At 70.3% G+C, this 26,441-nt stretch carries 31 protein-coding genes; 20 read left to right on the top strand and 11 right to left on the bottom strand.

Translation table 11 applies throughout. The annotated features are described in order from the left end of the window. Positions 1-51 precede the first annotated feature (51 nt). The 3 genes from fdxA to QH948_RS10635 are packed head-to-tail and all read left to right on the top strand — an operon-like array spanning position 52 to position 2,239. Positions 52-372, top strand: coding sequence for a ferredoxin (fdxA, locus tag QH948_RS10645; RefSeq protein WP_219083474.1), 321 nt, complete (start codon positions 52-54; stop codon positions 370-372). Continuing rightward, on the top strand, positions 372-1,463 hold the full coding sequence (gene dapC / locus QH948_RS10640) for a succinyldiaminopimelate transaminase (protein ID WP_281144361.1): 1,092 nt from the start codon (positions 372-374) through the stop codon (positions 1,461-1,463). The genes fdxA and dapC overlap by 1 nt, the downstream gene beginning before the upstream one ends. Before the next feature lie 56 nt (positions 1,464-1,519). Then, on the top strand, positions 1,520-2,239 hold the full coding sequence (locus QH948_RS10635; protein WP_281144360.1) for a maleylpyruvate isomerase family mycothiol-dependent enzyme: 720 nt from the start codon (positions 1,520-1,522) through the stop codon (positions 2,237-2,239). 2 nt (positions 2,240-2,241) lie between these two features. On the opposite strand, the gene QH948_RS10630 is transcribed toward QH948_RS10635, so the two are convergent. Continuing rightward, positions 2,242-3,048, bottom strand: coding sequence for a hypothetical protein (locus QH948_RS10630; protein ID WP_281144359.1), 807 nt, complete (start codon positions 3,046-3,048; stop codon positions 2,242-2,244). Further along, complete coding sequence (gene dapD / locus QH948_RS10625; RefSeq protein WP_219083478.1) at positions 3,048-3,980, bottom strand: 2,3,4,5-tetrahydropyridine-2,6-dicarboxylate N-succinyltransferase; 933 nt, start codon at positions 3,978-3,980, stop codon at positions 3,048-3,050. Before dapD ends, QH948_RS10630 begins: the two co-directional genes overlap by 1 nt. A gap of 133 nt (positions 3,981-4,113) precedes the next feature. Between dapD and QH948_RS10620 the strand changes: the two genes are divergently transcribed. The 7 genes from QH948_RS10620 (at position 4,114) to QH948_RS10590 (ending at position 9,954) form a co-directional block, all read left to right on the top strand. After that, positions 4,114-5,703, top strand: a complete 1,590-nt coding sequence (locus tag QH948_RS10620; protein ID WP_281144358.1) for a circularly permuted type 2 ATP-grasp protein — start codon at positions 4,114-4,116, stop codon at positions 5,701-5,703. Continuing rightward, positions 5,697-6,614: an alpha-E domain-containing protein gene (locus QH948_RS10615; protein ID WP_281144357.1), complete on the top strand. Its 918-nt coding sequence runs from the start codon at positions 5,697-5,699 to the stop codon at positions 6,612-6,614. The genes QH948_RS10620 and QH948_RS10615 overlap by 7 nt, the downstream gene beginning before the upstream one ends. Further along, positions 6,611-7,453 carry a transglutaminase family protein gene (locus QH948_RS10610; protein WP_281144356.1) on the top strand — a complete coding sequence of 281 codons (843 nt, stop codon included), beginning with the start codon at positions 6,611-6,613 and terminating at the stop codon, positions 7,451-7,453. Before QH948_RS10615 ends, QH948_RS10610 begins: the two co-directional genes overlap by 4 nt. A 34-nt stretch (positions 7,454-7,487) precedes the next feature. Beyond that, positions 7,488-8,546, top strand: coding sequence for a succinyl-diaminopimelate desuccinylase (dapE, locus tag QH948_RS10605; RefSeq protein WP_281144355.1), 1,059 nt, complete (start codon positions 7,488-7,490; stop codon positions 8,544-8,546). Between the two features lie 17 nt (positions 8,547-8,563). Further along, entirely contained in the window at positions 8,564-9,301 is a 738-nt protein-coding gene (locus tag QH948_RS10600; RefSeq protein WP_281144354.1) for an LOG family protein, read from the top strand. A gap of 1 nt (position 9,302) precedes the next feature. Further along, positions 9,303-9,677 carry a DivIVA domain-containing protein gene (locus QH948_RS10595; RefSeq protein ID WP_281144353.1) on the top strand — a complete coding sequence of 125 codons (375 nt, stop codon included), beginning with the start codon at positions 9,303-9,305 and terminating at the stop codon, positions 9,675-9,677. A 109-nt stretch (positions 9,678-9,786) separates the two neighbouring features. Next, the gene (locus QH948_RS10590; protein ID WP_124844022.1) at positions 9,787-9,954 is read left to right on the top strand and encodes a DUF3117 domain-containing protein; all 168 of its coding nucleotides are present in this window, start codon (positions 9,787-9,789) and stop codon (positions 9,952-9,954) included. Between the two features lie 193 nt (positions 9,955-10,147). Here QH948_RS10590 and glgA read toward each other — a convergent pair whose 3' ends face one another. Further along, positions 10,148-11,332 (bottom strand): glycogen synthase, encoded by a 1,185-nt coding sequence (gene glgA / locus QH948_RS10585; protein ID WP_281146184.1) that lies wholly within the window; start codon positions 11,330-11,332, stop codon positions 10,148-10,150. A gap of 95 nt (positions 11,333-11,427) precedes the next feature. Here glgA and glgC point away from each other — a divergent pair, with 95 nt between their 5' ends. Then, a complete protein-coding gene (gene glgC / locus QH948_RS10580; protein ID WP_281144352.1) occupies positions 11,428-12,654 on the top strand; it encodes a glucose-1-phosphate adenylyltransferase in 1,227 nt (408 codons plus the stop codon). A 61-nt stretch (positions 12,655-12,715) separates the two neighbouring features. Here glgC and QH948_RS10575 read toward each other — a convergent pair whose 3' ends face one another. Beyond that, positions 12,716-13,381, bottom strand: a complete 666-nt coding sequence (locus QH948_RS10575; RefSeq protein ID WP_438874092.1) for an O-methyltransferase — start codon at positions 13,379-13,381, stop codon at positions 12,716-12,718. Positions 13,382-13,398: 17 nt separating this feature from the next. On the opposite strand from QH948_RS10575, the gene QH948_RS10570 reads away from it, so the two are divergent. The 5 genes from QH948_RS10570 to QH948_RS10550 all read left to right on the top strand — a co-directional run bounded on the left by QH948_RS10570 (position 13,399) and on the right by QH948_RS10550 (position 17,098). Next, positions 13,399-13,623, top strand: a complete 225-nt coding sequence (locus QH948_RS10570) for a biotin/lipoyl-containing protein (RefSeq protein ID WP_281144350.1) — start codon at positions 13,399-13,401, stop codon at positions 13,621-13,623. Continuing rightward, positions 13,620-14,519: a 4-hydroxy-tetrahydrodipicolinate synthase gene (dapA, locus tag QH948_RS10565; protein WP_281144349.1), complete on the top strand. Its 900-nt coding sequence runs from the start codon at positions 13,620-13,622 to the stop codon at positions 14,517-14,519. The genes QH948_RS10570 and dapA overlap by 4 nt, the downstream gene beginning before the upstream one ends. A 119-nt stretch (positions 14,520-14,638) precedes the next feature. Further along, positions 14,639-15,229 (top strand): RNA polymerase sigma factor SigE, encoded by a 591-nt coding sequence (gene sigE / locus QH948_RS10560; RefSeq protein ID WP_281146183.1) that lies wholly within the window; start codon positions 14,639-14,641, stop codon positions 15,227-15,229. Positions 15,230-15,231: 2 nt separating this feature from the next. Further along, the gene (locus QH948_RS10555; RefSeq protein ID WP_281144348.1) at positions 15,232-16,647 is read left to right on the top strand and encodes a zf-HC2 domain-containing protein; all 1,416 of its coding nucleotides are present in this window, start codon (positions 15,232-15,234) and stop codon (positions 16,645-16,647) included. Positions 16,648-16,678: 31 nt separating this feature from the next. After that, the gene (locus tag QH948_RS10550; protein ID WP_281144347.1) at positions 16,679-17,098 is read left to right on the top strand and encodes a sec-independent translocase; all 420 of its coding nucleotides are present in this window, start codon (positions 16,679-16,681) and stop codon (positions 17,096-17,098) included. Between the two features lie 4 nt (positions 17,099-17,102). On the opposite strand, the gene QH948_RS10545 is transcribed toward QH948_RS10550, so the two are convergent. The 6 genes from QH948_RS10545 to QH948_RS10520 all read right to left on the bottom strand — a co-directional run bounded on the left by QH948_RS10545 (position 17,103) and on the right by QH948_RS10520 (position 22,093). Continuing rightward, positions 17,103-17,435 (bottom strand): YqfO family protein, encoded by a 333-nt coding sequence (locus QH948_RS10545; RefSeq protein ID WP_281144346.1) that lies wholly within the window; start codon positions 17,433-17,435, stop codon positions 17,103-17,105. A gap of 10 nt (positions 17,436-17,445) precedes the next feature. Beyond that, positions 17,446-18,597: an Mrp/NBP35 family ATP-binding protein gene (locus QH948_RS10540; protein ID WP_281144345.1), complete on the bottom strand. Its 1,152-nt coding sequence runs from the start codon at positions 18,595-18,597 to the stop codon at positions 17,446-17,448. Then, positions 18,594-19,844, bottom strand: a complete 1,251-nt coding sequence (locus tag QH948_RS10535; protein WP_281144344.1) for an MFS transporter — start codon at positions 19,842-19,844, stop codon at positions 18,594-18,596. The genes QH948_RS10540 and QH948_RS10535 overlap by 4 nt, the downstream gene beginning before the upstream one ends. Before the next feature lie 119 nt (positions 19,845-19,963). Further along, on the bottom strand, positions 19,964-20,338 hold the full coding sequence (locus QH948_RS10530; RefSeq protein ID WP_281144343.1) for a hypothetical protein: 375 nt from the start codon (positions 20,336-20,338) through the stop codon (positions 19,964-19,966). Next, positions 20,335-20,784, bottom strand: coding sequence for a DUF1003 domain-containing protein (locus QH948_RS10525; protein WP_281146182.1), 450 nt, complete (start codon positions 20,782-20,784; stop codon positions 20,335-20,337). Before QH948_RS10525 ends, QH948_RS10530 begins: the two co-directional genes overlap by 4 nt. 43 nt (positions 20,785-20,827) lie before the next feature. After that, complete coding sequence (locus QH948_RS10520) at positions 20,828-22,093, bottom strand: magnesium transporter MgtE N-terminal domain-containing protein (RefSeq protein ID WP_438874091.1); 1,266 nt, start codon at positions 22,091-22,093, stop codon at positions 20,828-20,830. Positions 22,094-22,186: 93 nt separating this feature from the next. Here QH948_RS10520 and QH948_RS10515 point away from each other — a divergent pair, with 93 nt between their 5' ends. The 3 genes from QH948_RS10515 (at position 22,187) to QH948_RS10505 (ending at position 24,160) form a co-directional block, all read left to right on the top strand. Next, entirely contained in the window at positions 22,187-22,666 is a 480-nt protein-coding gene (locus tag QH948_RS10515; RefSeq protein ID WP_438874141.1) for a YflT domain-containing protein, read from the top strand. Then, complete coding sequence (locus QH948_RS10510; RefSeq protein WP_281144341.1) at positions 22,663-23,268, top strand: class I SAM-dependent methyltransferase; 606 nt, start codon at positions 22,663-22,665, stop codon at positions 23,266-23,268. The genes QH948_RS10515 and QH948_RS10510 overlap by 4 nt, the downstream gene beginning before the upstream one ends. Positions 23,269-23,335: 67 nt before the next feature. Continuing rightward, positions 23,336-24,160, top strand: coding sequence for an alpha/beta fold hydrolase (locus QH948_RS10505; RefSeq protein WP_281144340.1), 825 nt, complete (start codon positions 23,336-23,338; stop codon positions 24,158-24,160). A gap of 67 nt (positions 24,161-24,227) precedes the next feature. Here the strand turns inward: QH948_RS10505 and QH948_RS10500 are convergent, their stop codons facing one another. Beyond that, positions 24,228-25,670: an aminopeptidase P family protein gene (locus tag QH948_RS10500; protein WP_281144339.1), complete on the bottom strand. Its 1,443-nt coding sequence runs from the start codon at positions 25,668-25,670 to the stop codon at positions 24,228-24,230. Positions 25,671-25,731: 61 nt separating this feature from the next. Between QH948_RS10500 and QH948_RS10495 the strand changes: the two genes are divergently transcribed. Next, positions 25,732-26,436 carry a trimeric intracellular cation channel family protein gene (locus QH948_RS10495; protein ID WP_281144338.1) on the top strand — a complete coding sequence of 235 codons (705 nt, stop codon included), beginning with the start codon at positions 25,732-25,734 and terminating at the stop codon, positions 26,434-26,436. Positions 26,437-26,441 lie beyond the last annotated feature (5 nt).

The raw sequence follows: 26,441 nt of genomic DNA, 5'->3' as shown, positions 1-26,441 counted from the left end.
AACAGGCGCTAAGCTGTCAGGCGTCAGCGCCTCTCCAAGGAGTCAAATAAAGTGACGTACATCATCGGCCTGCCCTGCGTCGACGTGAAGGACCGCGCCTGCGTCGAGGAATGCCCCGTGGACTGCATCTACGAAGGCAACCGCATGCTCTACATCCACCCGGAGGAGTGTGTCGACTGCGGCGCCTGTGAGCCCGTCTGCCCCGTCGAGGCCATCTACTACGAGGATGACGTCCCCGAGGAGCAGGCCGAGTTCTACGACATCAACGTGCAGTTCTTCGACGACCTGGGCTCCCCGGGCGGCGCCGCGAAGCTCGGCGCGATGGACAAGGACCACCCGGCCGTCGTCGCGCTGCCGCCTCAGGGCGAGTGATGTCGGGGCTGGGCTCCCGCCTGCCCGACTTCCCCTGGGACACGATCGCCGAGGCCCGGCGCGTCGCGTCGGCGCATCCGGGCGGCATCGTCGACCTGTCCGTCGGCACGCCCGTCGACCCGACGCCTGAGCTCGTCATCGACGCGCTCGCGGCGGCCGGGCAGTCGCCGGGCTACCCGACGGTGTGGGGGGACCCGGCCACCCGCCGCGCCATCGCCGGCTACCTCGAGTCGCGCTGGGGATCGGTGCCGCTCGCAGACGAGTCCGTCATGGTGACCGTCGGCTCCAAGGAACTCGTCGCCTGGCTGCCGACCCTGCTCGGCCTCGGCGCCGACGACGCGGTCGTGTTCCCCGCCTGCGCCTACCCGACCTACGCCGTCGGCGCGCTGACGGCCGGGGCCAGGCCCGTCGCGCTCGACGACCCCGCGGAGATCCCGGCCGACGCCCGGCTGATCTGGGTGAACTCCCCGGCCAACCCGACGGGCAGGATCCTCGGCGTCGACGAGCTGCGCGCCTTCGCTGCCCGCGCCCGCGAACTGGGCGCGGTGCTCGCCAGCGACGAGTGCTATGGAGAGTTCGGCTGGGACGCCGAGCCCGTCTCGGTGCTCGACCCGCGCGTCAACGACGGCGATCTCACGGGGTTGCTGGCGGTCCACTCTCTCTCAAAGCGCTCGAACGCGGCCGGCTACCGCGCCGCGTTCGTCGCGGGCGACCCCTCCGTGGTGCTGGAACTCGTCGCCGTGCGCAAACACCTCGGCATGATGCTGCCCCGGCCCGTGCAGGCGGCAATGGTCGCCATGCTGGGGGACCAGGACCACGTGGACCAGCAGCGGGAACGCTACCTGGCCCGCCGCGCGCTGCTGCGCCCGGCCCTCGAGGGCGCCGGATTCACGATCGACCACTCCGAGGGTGCCCTGTACCTGTGGGGCACCCGTGGCGAGAACTGCCGCGACACCGTCGCCTGGCTCGCCGAGCGCGGGATCCTGGCCGCACCCGGCGACTTCTACGGCCCCGCGGCCGCCGACCACGTGCGCATCGCGCTGACGGCGACCGACGAGCGGATCGCCGCAGCGGCCGCGAGGTTCGCCTGAGCCCACGGGCCTGAGACGGCCGGCGCCGCGACCCGGCGCCCCGGCAGGATGGCGCCATGCCCGGATCCGACAGGCCAGACCTCTACGCCCTCACTCTGCTCCAGGAGCAGTTCCGGGACTCGATCGACGAGGTGTCCCCCGACGCCCCCATGCCGTGGGGCGGGCGGTGGAAGGCGCGCAACCTCGTCAACCACCTCGCCCGCGTGCATCACTGGGCCGCGGCGCAGGCGTCACGGACCAGGGAGCATCCGCTCGGCCGTGACATGCTCGCAACGAGTGAGGAATACGCGACCCACGCCGGTGTTCTCGCAGCGACTCTCGCCGGCCTCGACCCCAGGCAGCCTGCCTGGACCCTCCTCGACGACGGGGCAGCCCCGGGGGAGCTCTCGGGCACCGTCGAGTTCTGGGACCGCAGGCAGAAGCTCGAGACCCTGATCCACCTGTGGGACCTGCGCACCGCGGGCGGCCTGCAGACCGAGGCCGACGACTATCTGTGGCGCGACTGCGTCGCGGAAGTCGTCGAGGTGATGCATCCCCGCCAGCTGCGCCTGTCGCGAGTGTCGCCGCCGGTGGCGCGGTTCGTGCTTGTCGCCGCCGACGACGTGTGGGAGCTGTCCGGTGCGCCGAGCGGTGCCCCCGCCGTAGAGGTAGCCGGCACCCTGCGGGACCTGGCGCTGCTCTGCTGGGGTCGGCTTCCGCTGGACGGCGGTTCGCTGCGGGTCGCAGGCGAAGCGCAGCTGGCGCGGGCCGTCCTCGACGAAGGCCTGACCCCCTGAGATCAGCCGAGCGTCAGGACCGCGCCGGCGGAGTCCGTCTCCGCGTCGCGCCAGCCGGCCTTGTCCGGAGTCCAGACCTTGCCGAGCACCTCGACCCGCGAGAGCCCGGCGGCGTAGCCGTTGGCCATCGCCATGTTGACCCCGGACCAGACCTCGTCCTCGTCGCCGGAGATCGTGACGGTGTCACCGTCCACGACGAAGTCGGCGTCGATCGCCTCCAACACGGCGGCGAACTCGTCGGGCTCCGGGTCTGCCAGCTCGAAGTTCACGCAGCTGATCGACGCGGGCTCGCCGAGCAGCGACTTCGCCACCGCGGTCGCGTTGGCCGTGTGCTTGCCGTAGGCGTCGGGGTAGGCGCTGATCTGCACCTTCTGGGCGATGTCGTTGATGTCGACGTCCTCCCAGCCGTCGATCTTCGTGAGAGCCTCGTAGAACTTCTCCGAGGAGTACCAGGGATCCATGATCTCCTCAACCGTGCCCCAGCCCTGCGACGGCCGCTGCTGGAAGAGGCCGACCGAGTCGCGGTCGCCGTAGTCGAGGTTCCGCAGCCCGGACTCCTGGTAGGCGGTCACGAGGGCGACGATCGCCGCGCGCTCCGGCAGGCCGTTGCTCACCGACGCGGCGACGATGATCGACGCGTTGGTGGCCTGCTCCCGCGTCAGCGTGACGGTCTGGTCGTCCACGACGACGGTGCAGCGTTCCGGAGTCAGCCGCTGGCGGACCTTCTCGTAGACGATGTACCCGCCGAAGCCGAGCCCGGCGAGCAGCGCAACGGTGAGGAGGAGAACGGCCCAGCGCTTCGGCGACATCAGTTCGCGTGCAGCGCGGAGTTGAGCTCGACCTTCGACCCGCGGCGGTTCTTCACCAGCACCGAGCCGTGCACCGAATCGCGCAGGAACAGCAGATCGTTCTGGCCGCTGAGCTCGCGCGCCTTCACGACGGCGCCGTCGGCCAGTGTCACCTTGGTGCCGGCGGTGACGTACAGCCCGGCCTCGACGACGCAGTCGTCGCCCAGCGAGATGCCGATGCCGGAGTTGGCCCCGAGCAACACCCGCTCGCCCAGCCGGATGACCTCCTGACCGCCGCCGGACAGCGTGCCCATGATGGAGGCGCCGCCGCCGACGTCGGTGCCGTCGCCCACGACGACACCCGCCGAGATGCGGCCCTCGACCATGGACGTGCCGAGCGTGCCGGCGTTGAAGTTCACGAAGCCCTCGTGCATCACGGTGGTGCCCTCGGCCAGGTGGGCGCCGAGCCGGACGCGGTCCGCGTCGGCGATGCGCACGCCCTTGGGAACGACGTAGTCGACCATGCGCGGGAACTTGTCGATCCCGTAGACGGTCAGCTGCTCGCCGCGGGCGCGCAGTAGGGCCCGCACGCGCGTCACGTCGACGACGCGGACAGGGCCGACGGTGGTCCAGGCGTTGTTCGGCAGCACGCCGAACAGCCCGTTCAGGTTGAGGCCGTGCGGGGCGACCAGGCGGGAGCTCAGCAGGTGGAGCCTCAGGTAGGCGTCCTCCACGCTGGCGGGAGCCTCGTCGAGGTCGATCTCGACGCGCACGACCCGGGTCTCCACCTGGCGGATCTCATCGGCTCCCTGCGCCTCGGCCAGCGTCGACGCCGGCTCGTCGGTCACGTCGGAGCCGAGCCTCGGCTCGGGGAACCAGGCGTCCAGCACGGCGCCGGTGTTGTGGACGGTAGCCAGGCCCCAGGCCCACGCGAAACGGGTCTCATCGCTCATGCGGCCAGTCTAGAGGTCGTCGACGGCGGGGCCGGAACTCCGGCGCATGACGGGGGCGTTACACGCGTTACAGTCCTGAGTTTGTGGCGGCACCCGCCCGCCCGGGCCGCATCGAGCCAATACCCTCTCTGACATGAGCGTGCTGTTTGACGGGTACCCGCGGGGGCAGGCCGCCTACGACGAGATGATCGGCCCGGACGGCGTTCGGGCCGAGCTCGCGTCCGTGGCCGCCGAGCTCGACGACCTCGGCATCGAGGAGGTCCGCGCCAGGGCCGAGTACCTGCGCAGCGTCTACATCGACCAAGGCGTCACGTTCGACATCGGCGGCGAGGAGCGCCCCTTCCCGCTCGACATCGTGCCCCGCGTCATGCAGGCCGCAGAGTTCGCCCACATCGAGGAGGGCAGCCGGCAGCGCGTCAGGGCCATGGAGGCCTTCCTGTCCGACATCTACAGCGAGGGTCGCTGCTTCGCCGAGGGAGTCGTCCCGCGGCACGTGGTGGCGACCTCGCCACACTTCCACCGGGTCATGGCGGGCATCACGATGCCCAACGGCGTGCGTGTGCACGTCGCCGGCATCGACCTCATCCGGGGAGACGACGGCGTCTACCGCGTGCTCGAGGACAACGTGCGCTGCCCGTCGGGTGTGTCCTACGTGATGACCAACCGACGCGCGATCAACTCGGCCCTCCCGGAGGTGGCGGGCAAGCACCGCATCCAGCCCGTCGAGGACTACCCGTCGCAGCTGCTCAAGGCGCTGCGGGCGGCCGCCCCGTCGGGCGTCGCCGACCCCACCGTCGTCGTGCTGACCCCGGGCGTCTACAACTCGGCCTACTTCGAGCACGCGCTGCTGGCACGCATGATGGGCGTCGAACTCGTCGAGGGCCGTGACCTGGTTGCGCACGGCGGACACGTGTCGCTGCGCACCACCCGTGGGCTGAGGCCGGTGCACGTCATCTACCGGCGCATCGACGACGACTTCCTCGACCCGGCGGTGTTCAGGGCCGACTCGCTGCTCGGCTGCGCCGGGCTGCTGAACGCCGCCCGGGCCGGCAACGTCACCCTCGCCAACGCTGTCGGCAACGGCGTCGCCGACGACAAGCTCGTCTACACCTACATGCCGGACCTGATCCGCTTCTACCTCGGCGAGGATCCGATCCTGGCGAGCGTCGACACCTGGCGGCTCGAGGAGAAGGAGGCCCGCGAGGAGGTGCTCGACCGGCTGGACGAGCTCGTCGTCAAGCCCGTCGACGGGTCGGGTGGCAAGGGCATCGTGATCGGTCCCCGCGCGAACGCCGAGACCCTCGAGAAGCTGCGCAGGCAGATCCTGCGCGACGCCCGTGGCTGGATCGCCCAGCCCGTCGTGCAGCTGTCCACGGTGCCGACCATGATCGACGGGCAGCTGAAGCCCCGCCACGTCGACCTGCGGCCCTTCGTCGTCAACGCGGGTGCCGAGGGCATGTACGTGCTGCCCGGAGGCCTGACCCGCGTGGCTCTGCCGGAGGGAGAGCTCATCGTGAACTCTTCGCAGGGCGGCGGGTCGAAGGACACCTGGGTGCTCACCGAGACGAGGCCCACCGTCAACGTGCGTCGCCCAGCCGAGGCGCGACCGCCGTCCGTGCCTCTGTCGGAGCAGATCGTCGACCGCGTGATCCGCCATCAGCACGAGCAGCAGCAGCAGTCGCAGGCGGCGGTGGCCGCGCAGGGAGGGGAGAGGTCGTGCTGAGCCGCATCGCCGAGGCGCTGTTCTGGATCGGACGCTACGTCGAGCGTGCCGAGGACACGTGCCGCATCGTGGAGGTCCACCTCCACCAGGGGCTCGACGATCCCACGCTCGACGCCAACGGGGCAGCCCGTGATCTGCTCCTGCTGATGGGGCAGCGGGCCGTCGAGCAGCCGGACGTCCTGCACCAGTTCTGCTACGACGAGCGCTCGCCGATCAGCTTCCTCAACGCGCTCGGCAGCGCCCGGGAGTCGGCCCGCAGGGCCCGCGAGACCGTCTCGACGGAGGTGTGGGAGTCGATCAACACCACGTGGCTGGCGGTACGGGGCGGCCGCCTGCAGCGCATGCGTCCCGCGTCGATGTTCAAGGTCATCCGCGAACGCTGCGCGGTCATCGCCGGGCTCGCCGATAACACCATGAGCCACGACGAGGGTTGGCTGTTCCTCACCCTTGGCCGCAGCATCGAGAGACTCGACATGACCTCGAGGCTGCTGTCGACGCCGTCGCTGGCCGGCAACTCCCCGCGCGCCTGGGACCACGTGCTGAGCGGATGCGGGGCGCACCACGCGTTCGTGCAGCGCTACGGGGCGCTCGCCTCCGAGCGCGACGCCGCCGAGTTCCTCATCCTTGACAGGCTCTTCCCCAGGTCGCTGATCTACACTCTCGGCACCGCGACGCAGGCGCTCACGCAGCTCGGCCCCAGCAACCTGCGGATCCGCCCCGACGACCCGGCGGCGCGCCTGCTCGGGGCCGCCAGGGCGAGCCTCGAGTACCTGCCCCCAGATGAGATCCAGGTGGACCTTCCCGCGGAGATGGCGAAGCTGCAGGTGGTCTGCTCGCAGGCGACGAAGTCGATCTCTGCACGCTACTTCGAGGGCTCCGCCGCGGCGGAGTGGGTGGGAGGTCTCTGGTGAGCCAGTACCGCATCGTGCACACGACCGGCTACCGCTACGGCACCGGCGCGAACGACTCCTTCAACGAGGCCCGCATGACGCCGCTGACGTCGCGCAGGCAACTCGTGCTGAGCTCCAAGCTGGACATCTCGCCCGTCGCGTGGACGCACAGCTACCGCGACTACTGGGGCACGTCGACCGTCGCGTTCGAGATCCACGAGCCGCACAAGGACCTGCGTGTGGTGGCGACCTCCACCGTCGACATCCACGATGTCGTCCGAGCCGCAGAGCCCGTGGGCTGGGAGGGACTCGCCGACCCGCGGCTCAGGGACCGGTTCGTGGAGTTTCTGAGCGAGACGAGCTACGTCAAGCCGCACCGCGACGTCGTGCGGATCGCCGACGCAGTCCGGAAGAGCTCCGCCAACCCGGGCGAGGCCGTGCAGAAGCTGTCGCACCGGCTGCGGGAACGCGTCGAATACCTGCCGGGAGTCACGCAGGTCCACACGCTCGCCGCCGAGGTGTGGGTGGCGGGGGCCGGCGTCTGCCAGGACATCGCGCACCTGACGCTCGGGGCGCTCAGGCACATCGGCATCCCGGCCCGCTACGTGTCCGGCTACGTCGTGCAGAGCTCAGACCCCGCGGTCGGCGAGGTGCAGATCGGCGAGTCGCACGCCTGGATCCAGTACTTCGACGGGGAGTGGCTCGGGTACGACCCGACCAACGAGGCCGTCCCGAGCGGGACCCACGTCGAGGTCGGGTTCGGCCGTGACTACTCCGATGTCGCGCCGCTCAAGGGCATCTACACCGGCGCCAGCGGGTCCGAGATGTACGTCTCGGTGGAGATGACCCGGCTGACCTGATCCGACGTTGTGCCGGGGCGGCTAGGGTTTGTGCATGACCGAGCCCCTCGCCGTGCTGCTGCAGGAGATCATGGACATCGAGTCCGTCTCGGGGAACGAGGCGCGGCTCGCCGACCTCGTCGAGGCGCGGCTGCGCTCCAGTGCCCACCTGAGCGTGGATCGTGACGGCGACTGCGTTGTCGCCCGGACGACCCTCGGTCTGGCCGAGCGGGTCGTGATCGCCGGACACCTCGACACCGTGCCGCTGCTCGACAACCTGCCGAGCCGCTACGTCGTCGACCCCGCAGGCGACCGGGTCTGGGGTCGTGGGGCCTGCGACATGAAGGGCGGCGTAGCGGTCATGCTTGCTCTCGCCGCCGAACTGGTCGCCCCCAACCGCGACATCACGTGGATCTTCTACGACCATGAGGAGGTGGCCGCCACGCTCAACGGGCTCGGGCGCCTGTCGCGCAACCGGCCGGACCTCGTCGAGGCGGACTTCGCCGTGCTGATGGAGCCGACGGGGGCACACATCGAGGGAGGCTGCCAGGGCACGATCCGCGTCGAACTGGACGCTGCCGGCGTCGCCGCGCACAGCGCCCGCGCCTGGATGGGACACAACGCGATCCACGACCTGACACCCGCGCTGATCACGTTGGCGGGCTACGAGCCCGAGGAGATCGACGTCGACGGGCTGCTGTACCGCGAGGGCCTCAACGCGGTGGCGGTGACCGGGGGAGTGGCCTCCAACATGATCCCGCCGTCAGCCACGCTGACCGTCAACTACCGCTACGCGCCGGACAAGTCCCCCGACGAGGCGCTCTCGCGGGTCCGCGCCTGGTTCGCGGGCTACGAGCTGCGCGTGACCGACGTCTCACCCGCTGCGCGGCCCGGGCTGCACCTGCCCGCCGCACGGGCCTTTGTCGATGCGATCGGCGAGCCAGCCCACCCCAAGTACGGCTGGACCGACGTCGCGCGCTTCAGCTCGCTGGGCGTCCCCGCCGTGAACTACGGGCCGGGGGACCCCGCCTACGCCCACCGCGCCGACGAGTTCTGCGCCGTCGTCGACCTGACCCGCTGCGCCGACGGCCTGCGCCGCTGGCTGGGCAACTGAAGTCCAGGAGGACCAAGATGAGCGAACCGAAGCGCCGTCAGGGAGCAGTCCTGCTCGGCGGCAGGGAACACTCCCAGCCGACGGCGGACCAGTCCCTGCTCCAGCACCACCGTGGCTCGGCCTGGAACCAGCGCGACCCGTGGCGTGTGCTGCGCATCCAGTCGGAGTTCGTGGAGGGCTTCGACGCGCTGAGCCACCTCGAGCCCGCCGTGTCCGTCTTCGGGTCGGCCCGCACGCCCGTGGATTCCCCCATGTACGAGGCCGCGGAGCGGATCGGCGGCCTGCTCGCGCAGCGTGGCTTCGCCGTCATCACGGGCGGCGGCCCCGGTGTGATGCAGGCGGCCAACAAGGGCGCGCACGGAGCCGACGGCTGCTCGGTCGGGCTCGGCATCGAGCTGCCTCACGAGCAGGGGATGAACGACTACGTGAACCTCGGGGTGAACTTCCGGTACTTCTTCGCCCGAAAGACCATGTTCCTGAAGTACAGCCAGGGCTTCATCACCATGCCCGGCGGATTCGGGACCCTCGACGAGCTGTTCGAGGCGCTGACGCTGATCCAGACCGGGAAGGTCGGCCATTTCCCGGTCGTCTTGTTCGGGTCGGCGTACTGGTCCCCTCTGCTCGCCTGGGTGCGCGACACGGTGCTGGAAGGTGGCTACGTGGCCGCCGCCGACCTTGAGCTCGTGACGCTCACCGACGACATCGAGGAGGCCGTCGCGGCGATGGGCGAGCCTGGACAGTTCGGGAACGCCTGACATGGGGATGTGGATCGCCATCGTCTGCGGCCTGATGGTGCTCGGCGCGGCCGCCTACGTGGCGCTCGGCCACTTCGGAGAGATGCAGACCGAGCCGGTCCTCGACCGGCCGCGCGGCCGGGTTCCCGACGGCCCTGTGACGGCGGGGTTCCTGGCTGAGGCGCGGCTGCCGACGGCGTCCGCCGGTTACGACCGCACAGAGGTCGACGCGTATCTCGACGAGATCGCGGCGGGGACGGCCGGACCGGCCACCGACGCGGTGTTCGTGGTCCGACGCGGGGGCTACGACATGCAGGTGATCGACGAGCTCCTGCGTCGTCCGCGGGTTGAGTTCGACCCCGCGCAGGCTGTCGCGCCCGAGCCAACCACGGCCTGAGTAGGTCGCTTCCGTGCTCCGGAATCCAGATGGTGGCGCGGGGAGTTGGTCCGGTGCGACATAATAGGGGCCACGACCACAGTTCGACTCAAAGGAATGAGGGTGGCAGATGGCAGCGATGAAGCCCCGCACAGGTGACGGTCCGATGGAAGTCACGAAGGAGGGCCGCGGGATCGTGATGCGGGTCCCCGTCGATGGCGGCGGCCGCCTCGTCGTCGAGATGAACGCCGCTGAGGCGACCGACCTGCTCAACGCGCTCAAGGATGTTGTCGGCTGAGCAGCCGCATCGGTAGAACGAGCAGACGGAGCCGCCCCTCGGGGCGGCTCCGTCTGCGTTTGTCTATTACCGGGATTTAAGGACCGGGTCACCGGGCGTTTTCCCGGTGCCGAGAGTTACATTAAACGGAAAATAGTAGGGCGGTGCCGGGGCCAACTCCGGAAAAGAGGTGGCCCCGGTTCCGGCTATTTCGTCAGGCGCGTCGGGCGAGCGCCGTCTCGTAGACGGCGACGGTCTCACGGGCGATCTTCGCCCAGGAGAAGTCGTCGATGCAGCGCTGACGCCCGGCCACGCCGAAGCGGTGTGCCTTGTCGCCGTCGCGCGTCAGCTCATTGACCTTCGCCGCGAAGTCGGCCTCGAATCCGGCCACGAAGGCGGGATCCCCGGCCAGGGCGGCGTCGTAGTCGACGAGCAGTCCTGTCTCGCCGTCCACGACGACCTCGGGGATGCCGCCGACGGCGCTGGCGACCACGGGCGTCTCGCAGGCCATCGCCTCCAGGTTCACGATGCCGAGCGGTTCGTAGACCGACGGGCAGGCGAACACCGACGCGTTGGTCAGCACCTGGCGTACCGACTGACGCGGCAGCATCTCGGGGACCCAGATCACCGGGGCGGTCCGGGAGGCCTTCAGCTCCGCGAAGGCGCCCTCGAACTCTGCGGCGATCTCCGGGGTGTCAGGGGCCCCCGCGAGCAGCACGAGCTGCGTGTCGGGATCGAACTGCTGGGCCGCCCGGACGAGGTGGACAAGGCCCTTCTGCCGCGTGATCCTGCCCACGAACACCACGGACGGCCGGCCGGGCTCCATGTCGAGCGAGGTCACGACGTCCGTGCCGGCGTCGGGCTTGAACTCCTCGGTGTCGATGCCGTTGCGCACGACATGCACACGCTCCGGGTCGAGGGCCGGGTAGCTCTCCAGCACGCCCGTGCGCATGCCGTCGCTGACCGCGATCACGGCGTCGGCGGCCTCGTAGGCGGTCTTCTCGGCCCAGGACGACACCCGGTAGCCGCCGCCGAGCTGCTCGGCCTTCCAGGGGCGGTGCGGTTCGAGGGAGTGGGCCGTCACGACGTGCGGGATGTCGCGCAGCAGCGAGGCGAGGTGGCCGGCCATGTTGGCGTACCAGGTGTGGGAGTGCACGAGCTGGATGTCGTCGCCGATCGCGGCGGCCATCGACAGGTCCGCCCCGAGCACGCGCAGCGCCTGGTTGGCCCCCTCGGGGTAGTCCTCGGCGTGCGCGGTCGCTCCCTCGCGAGGCTCGCCCATGCACTGCACGTCGACGTCGACGAGCCTGCGCAGTTGCGGCACGAGCTGGGCCACATGGACCCCGGCGCCACCATAAATGGTCGGCGGGTATTCTCTTGTGAGCACGGATAGCTTGATCGTCATGTAACAATCGTTCCATACCGTGTGGAACATTTTGCGTCGGGCAAGCTGTCTCCACCGGTCGAGATGGAAACGAGCGCATAGGTTCATCAATGGTGAAACGTCCCGAAGTCCTGTCCATCGTCCTCGCGGGGGGTGAGGGTAAGCGGCTGATGCCGCTGACGGCAGACCGAGCCAAGCCCGCCGTGCCCTTCGGAGGCACCTACCGCCTGATCGACTTCGTCTTGTCGAACCTGGCGAACTCCAACCTGCGACAGATCGCGGTGCTGACGCAGTACAAGTCCCACTCGCTCGACCGTCACATCTCCAAGACGTGGCGATTCTCGACGATGCTGGGAAACTATGTGGCTCCCGTGCCCGCCCAGCAGCGCCTCGGCCCACGCTGGTACCAGGGCAGCGCCGACGCGATCTACCAGTCGCTGAACCTGATCCTGGACGCAGCCCCCGACTACATCGTCGTGTTCGGCGCCGACAACATCTACCGAATGGACATCGAGCAGATGCTGGATGCCCATATCGACTCCGGACTCGCTGCGACGATCGCAGGCATCCGCGTGCCGCGGCACGAAGCCTCAGCGTTCGGCATCATCGATGCCGCGGCGGACCACAGGATCAAGAGCTTCCTGGAGAAACCGGCCGACCCGCCGTCGCTGCCGGACTCGCCCGACGAGTCGTTCGCCTCCATGGGCAACTACGTCTTCACCACCAAGGCGCTCGTCGAGGCCCTTCGCGAGGACGGCGACGACCCGACGTCGCGCCACGACATGGGCGGCAACATCATCCCCTGGTTCACGGAGCAGGGGCAGGCGCAGGTCTACGACTTCAAGGACAACAAGGTCCCCGGCGCCACCGAGAAGGACATCAACTACTGGCGTGACGTGGGCACGATCGACGCGTTCCACGAGGCCCACATGGACCTGGTCAGCGTCGAACCCGAGTTCAACCTGTACAACGATGACTGGCCGATCTGGACCGACCAGGTGCAGGCGCCCGGCGCCAAGTTCGTCATCCGCGGCCGCGCCGAGGACTCGATCGTCGCGCCCGGCTGCATCATCTCGGGCGGCGAGGTCGACAGGACGGTGCTGAGCCCGAACGTACGCGTCGAGAAGTGGGCGCAGATCTCGGAGTCGGTGCTGATGGACTCGGTGAGCATCGGCCGCGACGCCGTCGTGCGCCGCGCGATCCTGGACAAGAACGTTGTCGTGCCCGACGGCGTCCAGATCGGCGTGGACCACGAACATGACCGTGCCCGGGGATTCCAGGTCTCCGACAACGGCATCGTCACCGTCGGCAAGGGCATCACCGTCCCGCGCGACTGACGCCACGACACACGCCCCCGGCGCCGCGAGGCGCCGGGGGCGTGATGCGCCGACGGGCGTGTCAGTCCTTGACGGCCACCAGGAGGCCGTTGCCGACGGGCAGCAGCGCCTGCGTGTAGGACTCGCTGTTCGTGACGGCTTCGAGCGCCTCGCGGATGATGATGGCCTCGTCCGACTCATCGGAGGTCTTGGCGACCCTGTTGTGCCACAGCGCGTCGTTGACCACGAGCAGGCCGCCGTGGCGGAGCAGCCGCAGCGAGCCGGCGACGTACTCGACGTACTCGAGCTTGTCGGCGTTGATGAAGACGATGTCGTAGGCGCCGTCGCGGAGCTTCGGCAGCACGTCGAGTGGCGCGCCGGCGATGAGACGGAAGCGGGACGACGGGTAGCCGGCCCGGGTGATGAACCTGCGCGCGGGCAGCTGGTTGTCGGCCTCGGAGTCGATGGAGGTCACGATGCCTCCCTCGCCCATGCCCTCCAGGAAGCTGAGCGCCGATGCGCCCATCAGCGTCCCGACCTCGACGACATGCTTCGCATCGATGGCCCTGGCCAGGACCTTCAGGGTGGCGGCGACCCCGGTGGTGATGGGGGTCAGGTCGGCTACGATCGCTTCGTCGCGGGCCTCGGCGACCTCCGGGGAGGGCGCGACGTGGTCCTCCGCGAAGGACCAGCTGGCGGCGTTGGGGTGCTCCACTGCGTTGCTCACGATCCACAGCCTACTTGGCATTGTCCTAAGATGACGGCATGAACCATGTCGTCCGCGCCGAGATCCCAGCCACCGTCGCGACCGTTGCAGTGGAGGCCGGGCAGCAGGTGGGCGTGTCGGACGTGGTCGTGCAGCTGGAGTCCGTGACGTCGGAGGTGCCCGTGCCCGCGGGAGTGGCCGGCATCGTCATGGAGGTTCTGGTCAGCGACGGTGACGTCGTCGAGGTGGGCGACCCGCTGCTGGCCATCGCGGAGGATTCATGATTGACGACACCCAGCCCGTATTCGGGCGCGTTCTGACGGCGATGGTCACGCCGTTCACCGCCGACGGGTCGGAGACCGACTACGCGCAGGTGGCGAGGCTCGCAGCGCATCTGGTCGACGACCTCGGCAACGACGGACTCATCATCAACGGCACGACGGGGGAGTCGCCCACCACGAGCGACGCGGAGAAGCGCAACATCCTTGACGCTGTGGTCACGGCCGTCGGCGACCGCGCCTCGGTTGTCGCGGGCGTCGGTACCTTCTCCACCCAGCACAGCATCCAGCTGGCGCGCCAGGCGGCCGACGTCGGCGCTGACGGCGTGCTGGTCGTCACCCCGTACTACTCACGGCCGCCGCTGGACGCGCTGGAGGACCACTTCCTCGCCGTCGCCGACGCCACGGAACTGCCCGTCATGCTGTACGACATCCCGCACCGTGCCGGGATCGAGATCCCTGAGAGCATGCTCATCCGGCTCGATGCGCATCCGAGGATCCGCGCGGTCAAGGACGCGAAGGGCTCGATCGTGTCGTCCTCGGTCGTGATGGCCAACACCAATCTCGCCTACTACGCGGGAGATGACGCATACCTGCTGCCGCTGCTGAGCGTGGGCGGCGTGGGCGTCGTCGGGACCTCGACGCACTTCACCGCGCCGGCCGCCAGAGAGATCATCGACCACTTCCTGGCGGGCCGGATCGACGATGCGGTGCTGGCAAACCGCCACGCGCTGCCCGCGTTCCAGGGGGTGTTCGCGACGCAGGGCTGCATGATGGTCAAGGAGACCCTCGCCGCCCGCGGATTCGACGTGGGCCCCTGCCGTGCGCCGATGGGGTCGGCACCCGAGGACGCCGTGCACCGCTACGTGAACCTGCTTGAGGCGCTGGGCTACGGAGCCTGACGCCACGGGCGGGAACGATCCGGGCCGCCGGAGCGTTATACGGTCGTAGCGCAGTCCGCCGATCCGCGGAAGTGTCACAGGATCGTCACAGACTCGTGTGGGAAGATCGGGAGATGGAGATGCCGAAGGTGTTCCGGGGCGGTAAGCAGGCCAAGGCGGCCGCAGCAGACGCGTCCTGGACCGCGCCCACCTGGCAGGAGCTCGTCCGCGACCATTCCGCGCAGGTGTACCGCCTCGCGTACCGCCTGACCGGCAATGCGTACGACGCCGAGGACCTGACGCAGGACGTGTTCGTGCGGGTCTTCAAGTCGATCCACACGTTCCAGCCGGGCACCCTCGAGGGCTGGCTGCACCGCATCACCACGAATCTCTTCCTCGACCAGGCTCGTCGCCGCCAGCGGATCCGGATGGACTCGATGAGCGTGGCCCCCGACCACGTGTGGGGTTCGGCCACCGGCCCCGAGGACCTGCACGTCGACGCCGAACTCGACGCCGACGTCGCCGCGGCGCTGGAGGCGCTGAGCCCCGAACAGCGCGTGGCCGTCGTCCTGTGCGACATCGAGGGCCTCAGCTACGAGGAGATCGCCTCCGTACTCGACGTGAAAATCGGCACCGTGCGTAGCCGCATCGCCCGCGGACGTGCGGCGCTGCGCGAGGCGCTCGCCCACCGCGCCCCGACGGGAGACCGCACCCGCTACGCCGGGGTGTGACCATGGCCTCCGTCCACGAGCGCGTCCGCGAGGACCTCAACGCCTACGTCGACCAGACCCTGCCCCCGCGCCGCTGGGAGCAGATCAGCTACCACCTCGCCGGCTGCGAGGACTGCCGCGACGAGATGCTGGCGCTGTGCTCCGTGCGCAACACGCTGGGCGCCTGCCGGGCCTCCGAGGCCCCCAGCTCACTCGCCGCCCGGCTCGAGCAGATCGCAGGCGATCACGCCGACGCCCCCCTCTACCTGGCCGCCGGCCAGGGGCAGCTGCCCACCTCGCGCGTCACCCGCCGGATCGCGGCCTCCGGGGCCGCACTCCTGACCTTCGCCGTCGTCATCGTGGTCATCGCAGCGCTCGTCGCGCCGGAGCCCGTCCGCATCGCCGACCCCGTCGGCTCCGCACGTGAGCAGTTCTCCCTGTCCGCCTCGGCAGTCAGCATCAACGAGGCCGTCGGCGCGGTGCTGCTCGCCTACGAGAAGGGCGCCGACCTCGGCGCCTCGATCACGTACCAGGCGCGTGGCTTCGACGACGATACGCACGCCGTGACCGCCGACGATGCGGCCGCGCTGCTGCAGCGCGCCACGGACGCCGACGTCGCCTACAGCGGCACACAGCGGGTCTGGGTCTCCGACGGCCAGGGCTACTACCGCAGCGCCGCCGTCCGCGTCGCCAAGCAGCCTGGGGAGGGGGCGCTGCTCAGCGTGCTCGACGCGCGCGGAGACGAGTTCAGCTCCAGCTTCCTACCCGACCACATCTCCCGCGAGTACGAGGCGCCCGAGGGGTGGAGCTTCCGGATCGCCGACGAGCTCGAGACCGTGCAGGGTCGCCACGCCGTGCACCTGACCGCCTCCGCGGACGCGGTCCCCGTCGCCGGCTGGTGGATCGATTCCGAGACCGGAATCCTGCTGTGGACCGAACGCTACGACGCGACGGGCGACGTCTCGCTGGCCGTGGGCTTCACATCGCTGAGCTTCGGATCCGCCGACCTGACCTCGGCGTCGGCCGACCTGTCGTACTCCCTGCTGCCGGCCAGCTCCAGCGGCGGCGACGGCTGGTGCGTGGGGCTGCCCGACTGCCCCGCGATGCTGGCCGGACTGCCGCTCGTCGCCTACTCGTCTGCGGAGCGCGCCGACGGGGCCACCATGGTGCTCGTCTACTCCGACGGCTTCCAGACCGCCGTCGTCGGCTGCGCCCGCGGCGTGCTGGACGACGACGCAGGTACCGTCACCGCAGTCTCCACGAGCCTCCCATCGGTGCGCGCATGGCAGTACGACGACGACGTGGTTACGGTGGCCACGAACGGGTCGACTGCCCTTCTGGAGCAGATTTCCGCGCAGCTGCCCGCCGAGGAGTCGCACACCGAGACGCTGTTCGAGCGGGTGGGCGCCGGCCTCCAGCGGATCCTGCCTGGATCCTGAGTCCCCGGCCGCGGAAGGTACCCTTGGGGACGTGTTCGGTATCGACGGCGTGGATCTCATCCTCATCCTGGTGCTCGCCATCGTCCTGTTCGGGCCGGAGCGCCTGCCGGAGTACTCCCGCAAGGCCGCCCGGATCATCGTCTATCTCCGCGACATCGCGAACAACGCCAAGAACACGCTCAGCACCGAACTCGGCCCCGAGTACGCGGACCTGGAGCTGAAGGACCTGAACCCCAGGACGTTCGTCACGAAGCACATGCGCGAGGAGATCGCGCTCATCGACGAGGCGAAGCGGGAGCTCGAGCAGTCTGCGAAGTCACTGCAGGAGGGGACCAGGGACCTCGAGTCCGCCGCGAAGCTCGACCCGTCGGTGGCGCTCGCCGCGGCGCCGGCGCCGGAGGCGCTCGGGGCCGGACACGACGTGAGCCCGTTCGACTCCGAGGCGACGTAGCTCGTCAGTCCCCGGGCAGCTCGTCGACGCTGGTCACGGCCCGGTGGCAATGCCAGGCCGGCTCCTCGTAGGGGTGGGCGGCGAGCATCGCCGCCACCGCGGCGCGGACGGCCCCGTCGGCGCACACACACTCCACCCGCACCTCGTCGACGACCGCCAGCTCTCCGGCCGACCCGATGAACGGCTCGGCCGCGGGGGAGGGACGGAACCGTCCCTCCCCCGTAGCCGAGAAGCTGCACGCCGTGTACTCGCCGATCGCCCCCGCCCCGGCCCCAGCCAGCGCAACGCGCACGTCGTCCGCGTGGGTGGCCGGGACGAAGCAGACGACGACGTACACCGCGCCCGCCTCAGGTGTGCAGCGGCAGGCGCTGGCCCAGCAGGCCGCGCTTCGAGTCCGCGACCCTGGCGGCGAGCTCGATGATCGCCGCGGCGGCCGGGTGGTCCGGGTGCGTCTCCACGATGGGCGTGCCGCGGTCGCCGCCGGCCAGCAGAGCCTCGTCGAAGGGGACCTGCGTGAGCAGCGGCACGTCGTAGACGAGGCGCTCGGTCAGGGCCCCGGCGACCAGCGTGCCGCCGCCGGCGCCGAACAGCTCGATGCGGTGCGTCTGGCCGCAGTGAGGGCACAGCGTCTCGAGCCAGCTCATGTTCTCCACGACGCCGAGCACGCGCTGCTCCAGGATGTGGGCCATGGTGCCAGCGCGTTCCGCCACCTCGGAGGCCGCAGACTGCGGGGTGGTGACGACCAGCACCTCGGAGGTGGGGATCTTCTGCCCGAGGCTCATCGCCACGTCGCCCGTGCCGGGGGGCAGGTCGAGCAGCAGGTAGTCGAGGTCGCCCCAGTAGACGTCGGCGAGCAGCTGCGTCAGCGCTCGGTCCAGGATCGGTCCGCGCCAGGCGACGACCTGGTCGCGCGACGGCTTCAGCATGCCCACGGAGATGACCTTGAGACCACCGATCGCGGGGACGGGCAGAATCATGTCGTCGACGACGGTCGGACGCGCGTCGCCGAGCCCCAGCAGGTCGGGGATGGAGTGGCCGTAGATGTCTGCGTCGAGGATGCCGACCGAGCGGCCCTGCTTCGCGAGCGCCAGCGCCAGGTTGACCGTGACGGACGACTTGCCCACGCCGCCCTTGCCGGAGGCCACGGCGATGACGCGCGTCAGGTTGCCGGGCTCGGCGAACGGGATCTTCCGCTCGACCTGGCCGCCGCGCAGCATGGTGCGCATCGCGTCGCGCTGCTCGTCGTTCATGACACCGAGCTCGACCGACACGCTGCGAACACCCTCGAGCGGCTCGACGGCGGACGTGACGCGGTTGGTGAGTTCGGCGCGCATCGGGCAGCCGGACACGGTCAGCAGCACGCGCACCGCGACGTCACCGTCGTCGGTGACCGCGATGTCGTCGACCATGCCGAGCTCGGTGATGGGGCGGCGGATCTCCGGGTCCTCGACCTGGTGCAGCGCCGCGCGGATATGGGGTAGCAGTGGGTGTTCGCTCACTGTTCCAATTTTGCGCCCTCAGTGGCCCGTTGCAAGTTCCGGGGTCGGTCAAGGGCTTCGCGTGTGGCGTAGAGGACGCCGCTGACGAGTACTGCGCAGCCCGCCGCGAACGTCACCCACAGTGACGCGGCGTGCCCGCCCGTCTCCGCCAGGGAGCCGCCCGCCCAGTTCCCGATGGAGGTGCCGAGCGTCACGCCGGCGCTCAGCAGCGTCATCACCAGCCCGAGCCTGCCGGCCGGCGTCGCGCCGCCGGCCGCGGTGAAGACCGTGACCAGCACAGGGCCGATGGGGGCCCCGACGAGCAGGAACAGCAGCGACAGCTGCCAGGGGGTGGCGGTGAGCCACAGCAACGCGACCATCGGCACCAGCACGATGCCGCAGCCGATCCATCGGCGGGCCGACGACCAGCGGGAGGGCCAGCGGGCGACGCTGAGGGCGCCGAGCCCCGAGGTGATGCCGATGGCGGCGTAGACCAGGCCGCCGATGTCAGGCTGGCCGGCCTCGGTGACGAACGCCGTCGTCGTGGTGGCCAGGGACCCGAACACGGTGCCGATGCTGAGCATGCCGAGCAGCAGCACCCCGACCAGCGCCCACGGCACGCGGTCGGCGGTCGCGGCGGTGGCCGCGCCCCGATGCGCGGTCCCCGAGGCCGAGCTGCGGTGCAGGGCGAACCAGGGGACGGTCACGACGGTCAGCGCGAGCGCAACCCAGAGCGGGGCGGCGGGGCCGGCGACGACGGCGATGATGCCGACCGCGGCGGGGCCGAGGACGAAGCTCAGCTCGTCGATCGTGGACTCGTAGCCCTGTGCGGCGGTCAGTGCGTGCGCGTCGCGCCCGGCCAGCCGCCGGATCCAGCGGACCCTGGTCATCGGTCCGCACTGGGGCACGACGAGACCGGCGCAGAAGGCGGCGGCCGCCAGCCCCGGGCCGAAGGCGAGCGGCCCGTCGCCGGGCGTCCCGGCCGCCAGCAGCCAGAGAAGTGAGGCGCAGTAGGCGAGGGCGCCGGCCAGCAGTGTCGCGCGCTGGCCCCAGCGGTCCGCGGCCGCGCCCGAGAGCGGGGCGCCGACCGCGACCCCCACGCCGGCGATGGCGGAGGCGGCGCCGGCCGAGGACAGCTGGCCCGTGGAGTGCGATACGAAGGTCAGGACGCCCAGCACGAGCATGGACAGCGGGAGCCGTGCAAGCGCCGAGACGATGAAGTAGTCGGCGCCGAAGGCGGCGCGCATGGTCGAGAATCCGGATGACATCAGGTCTCCTGGGTACGGCAGGGCCGTGTCGTGCGCGACGTCCCGACCTCCCAGCGCGCGGTACCCGTGTTCTTCGGGCAGTCTACCGACCGGTCCGGCGATGTGGAAAAGCCGCGGGCTCAGCTCTCGTTGAGTGCGTCGCCGAGCAGCACGATGCTCGTCGCCACCAGCCCCAGCAGCCACAGCCCCGACAGGCTGCCGAGCAGCACGACGATCGGACCCACGATCAACGACACCGTCAGCCGTTCGCGGTAGCCGAGCCTGCTCCTCGACCCCGGCGCCAGCAGGAACCGCCACATCGCCGCGTAGCCCACGATGAAGACGGCGGCGGCAGCCGCGCCGACCCACCAGCCGCCCGCGATGCGCCACAGGGCGAGGGCCCCGACGGCCAGCAGCGCGACATGCCCCACGAGCAGGACCACTCCGAACCACCTGACGGAGGTGGCGGGCTGGACCTTGACCTCCGCCACGTCCCCGGAGCCCTCGTCGATCACGTCGTCTTCTCCTCGGCCTGCGTCAGGCGGTCGCCCAGCTCACGCAGCTCGCTGCGCAGCTCGCCGCGGACGAAGTCCCGGGTGGCCAGGTCGCCCAGGTGCATCCTGATTGATGCGATCTCGCGGGCAAGGAAGTCCATGTCGGCCCGCGACTGCGCCGCGATCCGGCGGTCCTCCTCCAGGCTCAGCTGGTCGCGACGCTCCTGGCGGTTCTGCGCGAGCAGGATCAGCGGCGCGGAGTAGGACGCCTGCGTCGAGAAGAACAGGTTCAGGAGGATGAAGGGGTAGGGGTCCCACCGGAACCCGAACAGGCCGATGACGTTGAACGCGACCCAGAGGACGACGAAGACCGTCATCCAGACCAGGAACTGCGCGGTGCCCATGAAGCTCGCGACGCCCTCGGCGAAGCGGCCGAAGGTCTCGGAGTCGAGGGCGACCTTCGGCATCCGGGAGCGTCGTCCCGGCTGGGACAGGGGGTTGTGCTCGCGCTCAGACACCGCTCACCTCGCTCGCCTCTACCTCGTCCATCTGATCGCCGCGCCAATCGTCGGGCAGCATGTGGTCCAGCACATCGTCGACCGTGACAGCCCCGAGGAGGTGGTCCGAGTCGTTGACGACGGGCGCCACGACCAGGTTGTAGGTGGCGAAGAACCGGCTGACCTGGGCCAACGGCGCGTCCGGGCCCAGGGGCTCCAGGTTGTCGTCCAGCAGCGTCGCGACGAGCGTGGTGGGGGGCTCGCGCAGCAGCCGCTGGGTGTGGACGGCACCGACGTAGCGTCCCGACGGCGTCTCCAGCGGCGGGCGGGTGACGAACACCATGGACGCCAGCGCCGGGGTCAGGGACTCCTTGCGGACGTTGGCCAGCGCCTGCGCGACGGTGGCGTCGGTGTCGAGGATCACCGGCTCCGGCGTCATCATGCCGCCGGCCGTGAACTCCTCGTAGATCAGGAGGCGGCGCACGTCGGAGGCCTCGTCGGGCTCCATGCGCTGCAGCAGGTCCTCGGCGACGTCGGTAGGCAGGTCCCTGATCAGGTCGGCCGCGTCGTCGGGATCCATCTCCGCGAGCACGTCGGCGGCCCGCTCGGTGTCCAGCTGGCGGATCAGGTCGATCTGCTCATCCTCCGGCAACTCCTCCAGAGCCTCGGCCAGCGTCTCGTCGTCGAGGGCCTCGACGACCGCGGCGAGCTTGTCCGGCTCCAGATCGTGCAGCTCCTGCGCGATGTCGGCGGCCTTCATGTCGGAGAACTCGGCGATCAGGTGGGCGGCGGTGCGGCCCGTGCGCATCACCAGGGAGGGCACCTTCGACCAGGACACGAGTTCCGGCTCGGACCGGGTGCCGAACCCGAACCTGCCCGCCCGGCTGGTTGCCTGCAGGGCGACGGTCGTCAGGTCCCACTCCCGGTTGCGGACCTGCGCCATCGCGACGTCGAGGATGCGGGTGGGCCGCTCCCTCTCGATGGGCCGGTCGAGCAGGTCCGCGGCGACCAGCAGTTCGGTCTCGCGGCGCTGGAACTTCCGGGTGTCGACCTGTCCCTGGATGGCGACGTGGGTCGGGGAGACGCCGTGCACGCGCAGCATGGGCACGAAGATGCGGGTGCGGCCGAACAGCTCCGCGACCAGTCCCTTCACCCTGGGCGGCCGGTTGTCGGCCCGGAGATAACACACCACATCCTTGACCCGGCCCACCTGATCGCCCGAGGCGTCGATGATGGGCAGGCCAATGACCCTGGAGATGAAGACCTGCGTGTCGACCATAAGGGTCACAGTAGTGCCCGGCGGCAGGGTAAGTTCGAGTGGCAGCGCAGACATTCCGTGAGGAGAATCCCCGTGACCGAGTCGCTCAGCCCGATGGGCAAGCTCATGAGGCTGGAGTTCCCCCAGCAAGTGGCCGAGTACCCCACGTACGAGGAGGCACAGGCCGCGGTCGACTTCCTGGCGGACCAGAAGTTCGCCATCCAGAACCTGATGATCGTCGGCTCGAACCTGAAGATGCTGGAGCGCGTCACGGGGCGACGGACGTGGGGCACGGTCCTGGCGCAGGGCGCGGTCTCCGGCATCACGAGCGGACTCTTCGTCGGCCTGATGCTCTACCTCTTCATGGCGAACGCGGGGTTGCAGATCGTCTGGGTCGGCCTGGCGATGGGCATTCTGTTCGGCGTGATCGCCAGCGGGCTCGGCTACGCGCTGAGTGGCGGCAAGCGGGACTTCAACTCCGCCCGCCAGACGGTCGCGGCGACGTACGAGGTGCTCGCGGAGCACAAGGTCGCCCAGGAGGCTCGCGACCTGCTCGCCTCCCGACCCGGCGCCCGCGCCGCCATGTTTGAGTGACCGCGGAGTTCTGGGACGAGCGGTACTCGCACCCCAACCACGTCTTCGGCTACCGGCCCAACGACTTCCTCGCCGCGCAGGCCCGTTTCCTGAAGCCCGCTTCCCGCGTACTGTGCCTCGGCGACGGGGAGGGCCGCAACGGCGTGTTCCTCGCGTCGAAGGGGCACGACGTCGTCAGCCTGGACTTCTCCCGGGTCGGCCTGGCGAAGGCCGAGGCACTGGCCGCCGAGAAGGGCGTCAGCATCGAGACGCGCTGCGTCGACCTTGCCGACTGGGCAGACGAGCCGGCCCCGGAGCCGCCGTGGGACGCCGTCGTGATGATCTTCGTGCACCTGCCCGCCGAGCTGAGGCGCAGGGTCGCGAGCGCCGCCACGGCGCAGTGCGCGCCCGGCGCGACGCTGGTGCTAGAGGCGTACACGCCGGCCCAGCTGATGCTCGGCACCGGCGGCCCGAAGGACCCCGAGCTGCTCGTCACCCGCGGTGCCGTGCAGGAGGACTGGGTCGGCTGGCACCTCGACGTCCGCCTCGTCGAGAGGCGCATCTTCGAGGGCATGGCACACCAGGGGCTCGGCTCCGTGGTGCAGGCTCTCGGCAAGCTGTAGCACTGGACCCGCCACCGGGGCGCTCGGGTAGGTTGGTCACCGTTGGAACTCGATGGAGGCACCGCTGATGGAACTGAACACGATCACCTACAACCGGGGCACGAAGGCGCAGCGGATCCTGCTGCTCGGCCCCAGCCTCGGCGGCAACAGCACGCACCAGTGGACCAGGGTCGCCGGTGAGCTGATCGACGACGCCCGGATCGTGTTCGTCGACCTGCCCGGCTCCGGGCTCGGCCCCGTCTGGGACGACGCCGACGAGCCCACGCTCGACGCCATTGCGGCCGGCATTGCGGCCGCCGCACGGAAGGCCCGCGAGGAGGCCGGCGCCGACCTGCCCCTCTACTTCGCCGGCCTGTCGATCTCCGGTGCCATCGGCCTGCACCTGGCGCGCGACTACGACGATCTGTTCTCGGGTGTCGTGGTCGTCGCCTCCGCCGCGACGGTGGGGGAGCCAGCCCGCTGGGTCGAGCGCGCCGAGCAGGTCGAGGCCACCGGAACGCAGCAGCTGGTCGACGAGACCACCAAGCGCTGGTTCACGCCCTCTTTCCGAGCCGAGCAGCCCGCCGTCGTCTCCATCATCATGGAGTCGCTCGCCAGCGTCGACGACCACTCCTATGCGCAGCTGTGCCGCGCGCTGGCCGTGCACGACGTGCGCGCCGACCTGCCCTACATCACCACCCCGCTGCTGCTGCTCGCGGGCGAGCGTGACACCTCGACGCCGATCGCCAACGTCGAGCTCGTCGCCGAGACGGCGCCCCGCGCGTCGCTGCACGTCGTCGCCGGAGCCGCCCACCAGGTGCCCGTCGCCCGCCCCGTCGAGACGGCGAACCTCATCCGCTCGTTCATCACGGGCAACGTCGCCTCGCTCGTGGTCAGCGAGTCCAGCGACTGATCCTGGTCTGATAAGCGCGTGACCCCGGCCTCCTCGGCCGGGGTCACGTTCGTTTCCGGGTGTGGGATCAGCCGCGGAGGCCAGCCATCCAGGCCTCGACGTCGTCGGCGGAGCGGGGCAGCAGGGCGCCGGAGAGGTTGACGGGGTCGCCGTCGGTGATGAGGACGTCGTCCTCGATCCGCACGCCGATGCCGCGGTACTCCTCGGGCACGAGCAGGTCGGTGGACCTGAAGTAGATGCCGGGCTCGACCGTGATGCACATGCCGGCCTTCAGGTTCCCGCCGCGGTAGTCCTCGGTGCGGGCGTGCGCGCAGTCGTGCACGTCGAGGCCGAGGTGGTGCGACGTCCCGTGCACCATCCAGCGGCGGTGCTGCCCGCCCTCGGGGCTCAGGGACTCCTCGACGCTGACCGGCAGCACGCCGAGCTCGGCGAGGAACTCGGCGACGACGCGGATGGCGGCGGCGTGCACGCCGGAGAACGGGAGCCCGGCCCGGCAGGCCGCGATGCCGGCCTCCTGGGCTGCGAGCACGGCTTCGTACACGCGCCGCTGGGGCTCGCTGAACGTGCCGCCGATCGGCATGGTGCGGGTCACGTCGGCCGTGTAGAGGCTGTTCACCTCGACGCCCGCGTCCATCAGCATCAGGTCGCCGTCGCGCAGGACGCCGTCGTTGCGGATCCAGTGCAGCGTGTTGGCATGGTCGCCGCCGGCGGCGATGGTGTCGTAGCCGACCGCGTTGCCGAGGTGGCGGGCGTGCAGGCCGAAGATGCCCTCAACCCAGCGCTCGCCTCGCCCGTTGGCGACGGCGGCGGGCAGGTCGGCGACGACGGCCTCGAAGCCCACCTTCGTTGCCTCGCAGGCGCGGCGAAGCTCGCCGACCTCGAACTCGTCCTTCACGAAGCGGGCGCCGGAGGTGACCTCCTGCAGGCGGGCGTCACCGTCGCGGTCCTCGTCGCCGCGGGCTTCGTCGACGAGCCCGGTGACGGCCTGGTCAGCCTCACGGATGACGTACAGCGTCCCGGAGGCCTCAAGCCGCGCCTCGAGGTCGGCGATGTGCGCGACGTTCAGGCCGGTGGCCGCGGCCATCTCCTCGGCCGAGTCGCGCTGGCCGACCCACATCTCGCCGTAGGTCGAGTCGGCGTAGAACTCGCGGTCGGTGCGGGGTGCGCGGGGACGGAAGTACAAGGTGGCGTCGTCGCCGGCGACGACGAGCACGGCGTCGGGCTCGCGGTCCTCGCCCAGGCCGGTGTAGTAGGCGAAGGCCGAGTGCGGGCGGAAGCGGAAGTCGCAGTCGTTCGAGCGCTGCTTCAGCGGGCCGGCCGGGATGACCAGCGTCGCGCCCGGGAACTCGGCGGCGAGACGCTCTCGGCGGGCCGCAGCCCAGGGGACCGCGGGCAGCTGGGCCGGCAGCTCGGAGGAGTAGGGCGCCCAGTCGCTGACGATGAAGGTCTTGAAGGCCTCCGAGAAGGGGTCCCGACGGTTTCCGTTGCTGTCTGCGGTGGCGCTGCTCATGGGTTCGAGTCTAGGCCGACGACGGCGGGTTCCACATTTCGGATGCCCGTAGACTGCCGCCGTGACTTCCGAGGCCGTGATGGCGTTCCTGCAGTGGGTCGACCTCATCGGCGTGCTGTTCAACGCGATGCTCGGCGCCGTGATCGCCCGCGGCGCGCGGATGGACATCATCGCCTTCCTGGTGCTCGGCATCATGACCGGGCTGGGCGGCGGCATGATCCGCGACACGCTCCTGCAGGTCGGCCCGCCCGTCGCGCTGACCGACTGGCGCTACCTGACCACCGCGCTGTGCGGTTGCGGCATCGTCGCGCTGATCCACGTGCCCAAGCGGTGGTGGGACCGCATCTGGCCCCCCATCGACGCGGTCGCAGTCGGAGCCTGGGCCGCGACCGGCACCATGAAGACGCTCGAGCACGGCTTCGGGGTGCTGCCCGCCCTGATGCTCGGCACCATCACCGCCGTCGGCGGCGGCTTCGTGCGCGACGTGGTGCTCCGCCGCATCCCCGGCATCCTGGGCGGCAACACCCTCTACGCCGTGCCCGCGATCCTCGCCTCCGCCGTCGCGGTGGTGTTCCACCACTTCGGCATGACGGTGATCGGCTCGGTCGCGGCGATCGTTGTCGGGGCATCGACGATCCTGCTGGCCCGTTGGAAGGGACTGGTGTTGCCGGTCGCGCACGAGGATGTCACCCTCAACGCGGCGCTCCGCAAGGCGATGCGCCGATCCAAGGACAGCTGGCGGCCGCGTTTCCGCCGCGACGCCTGAGCCGG

The sequence above is a fragment of the Tessaracoccus lacteus genome (assembly GCF_029917005.1).
Lineage (GTDB): Bacteria > Actinomycetota > Actinomycetes > Propionibacteriales > Propionibacteriaceae > Arachnia > Arachnia lactea.
This window is presented reverse-complemented; position numbering and strand designations above follow the sequence as displayed.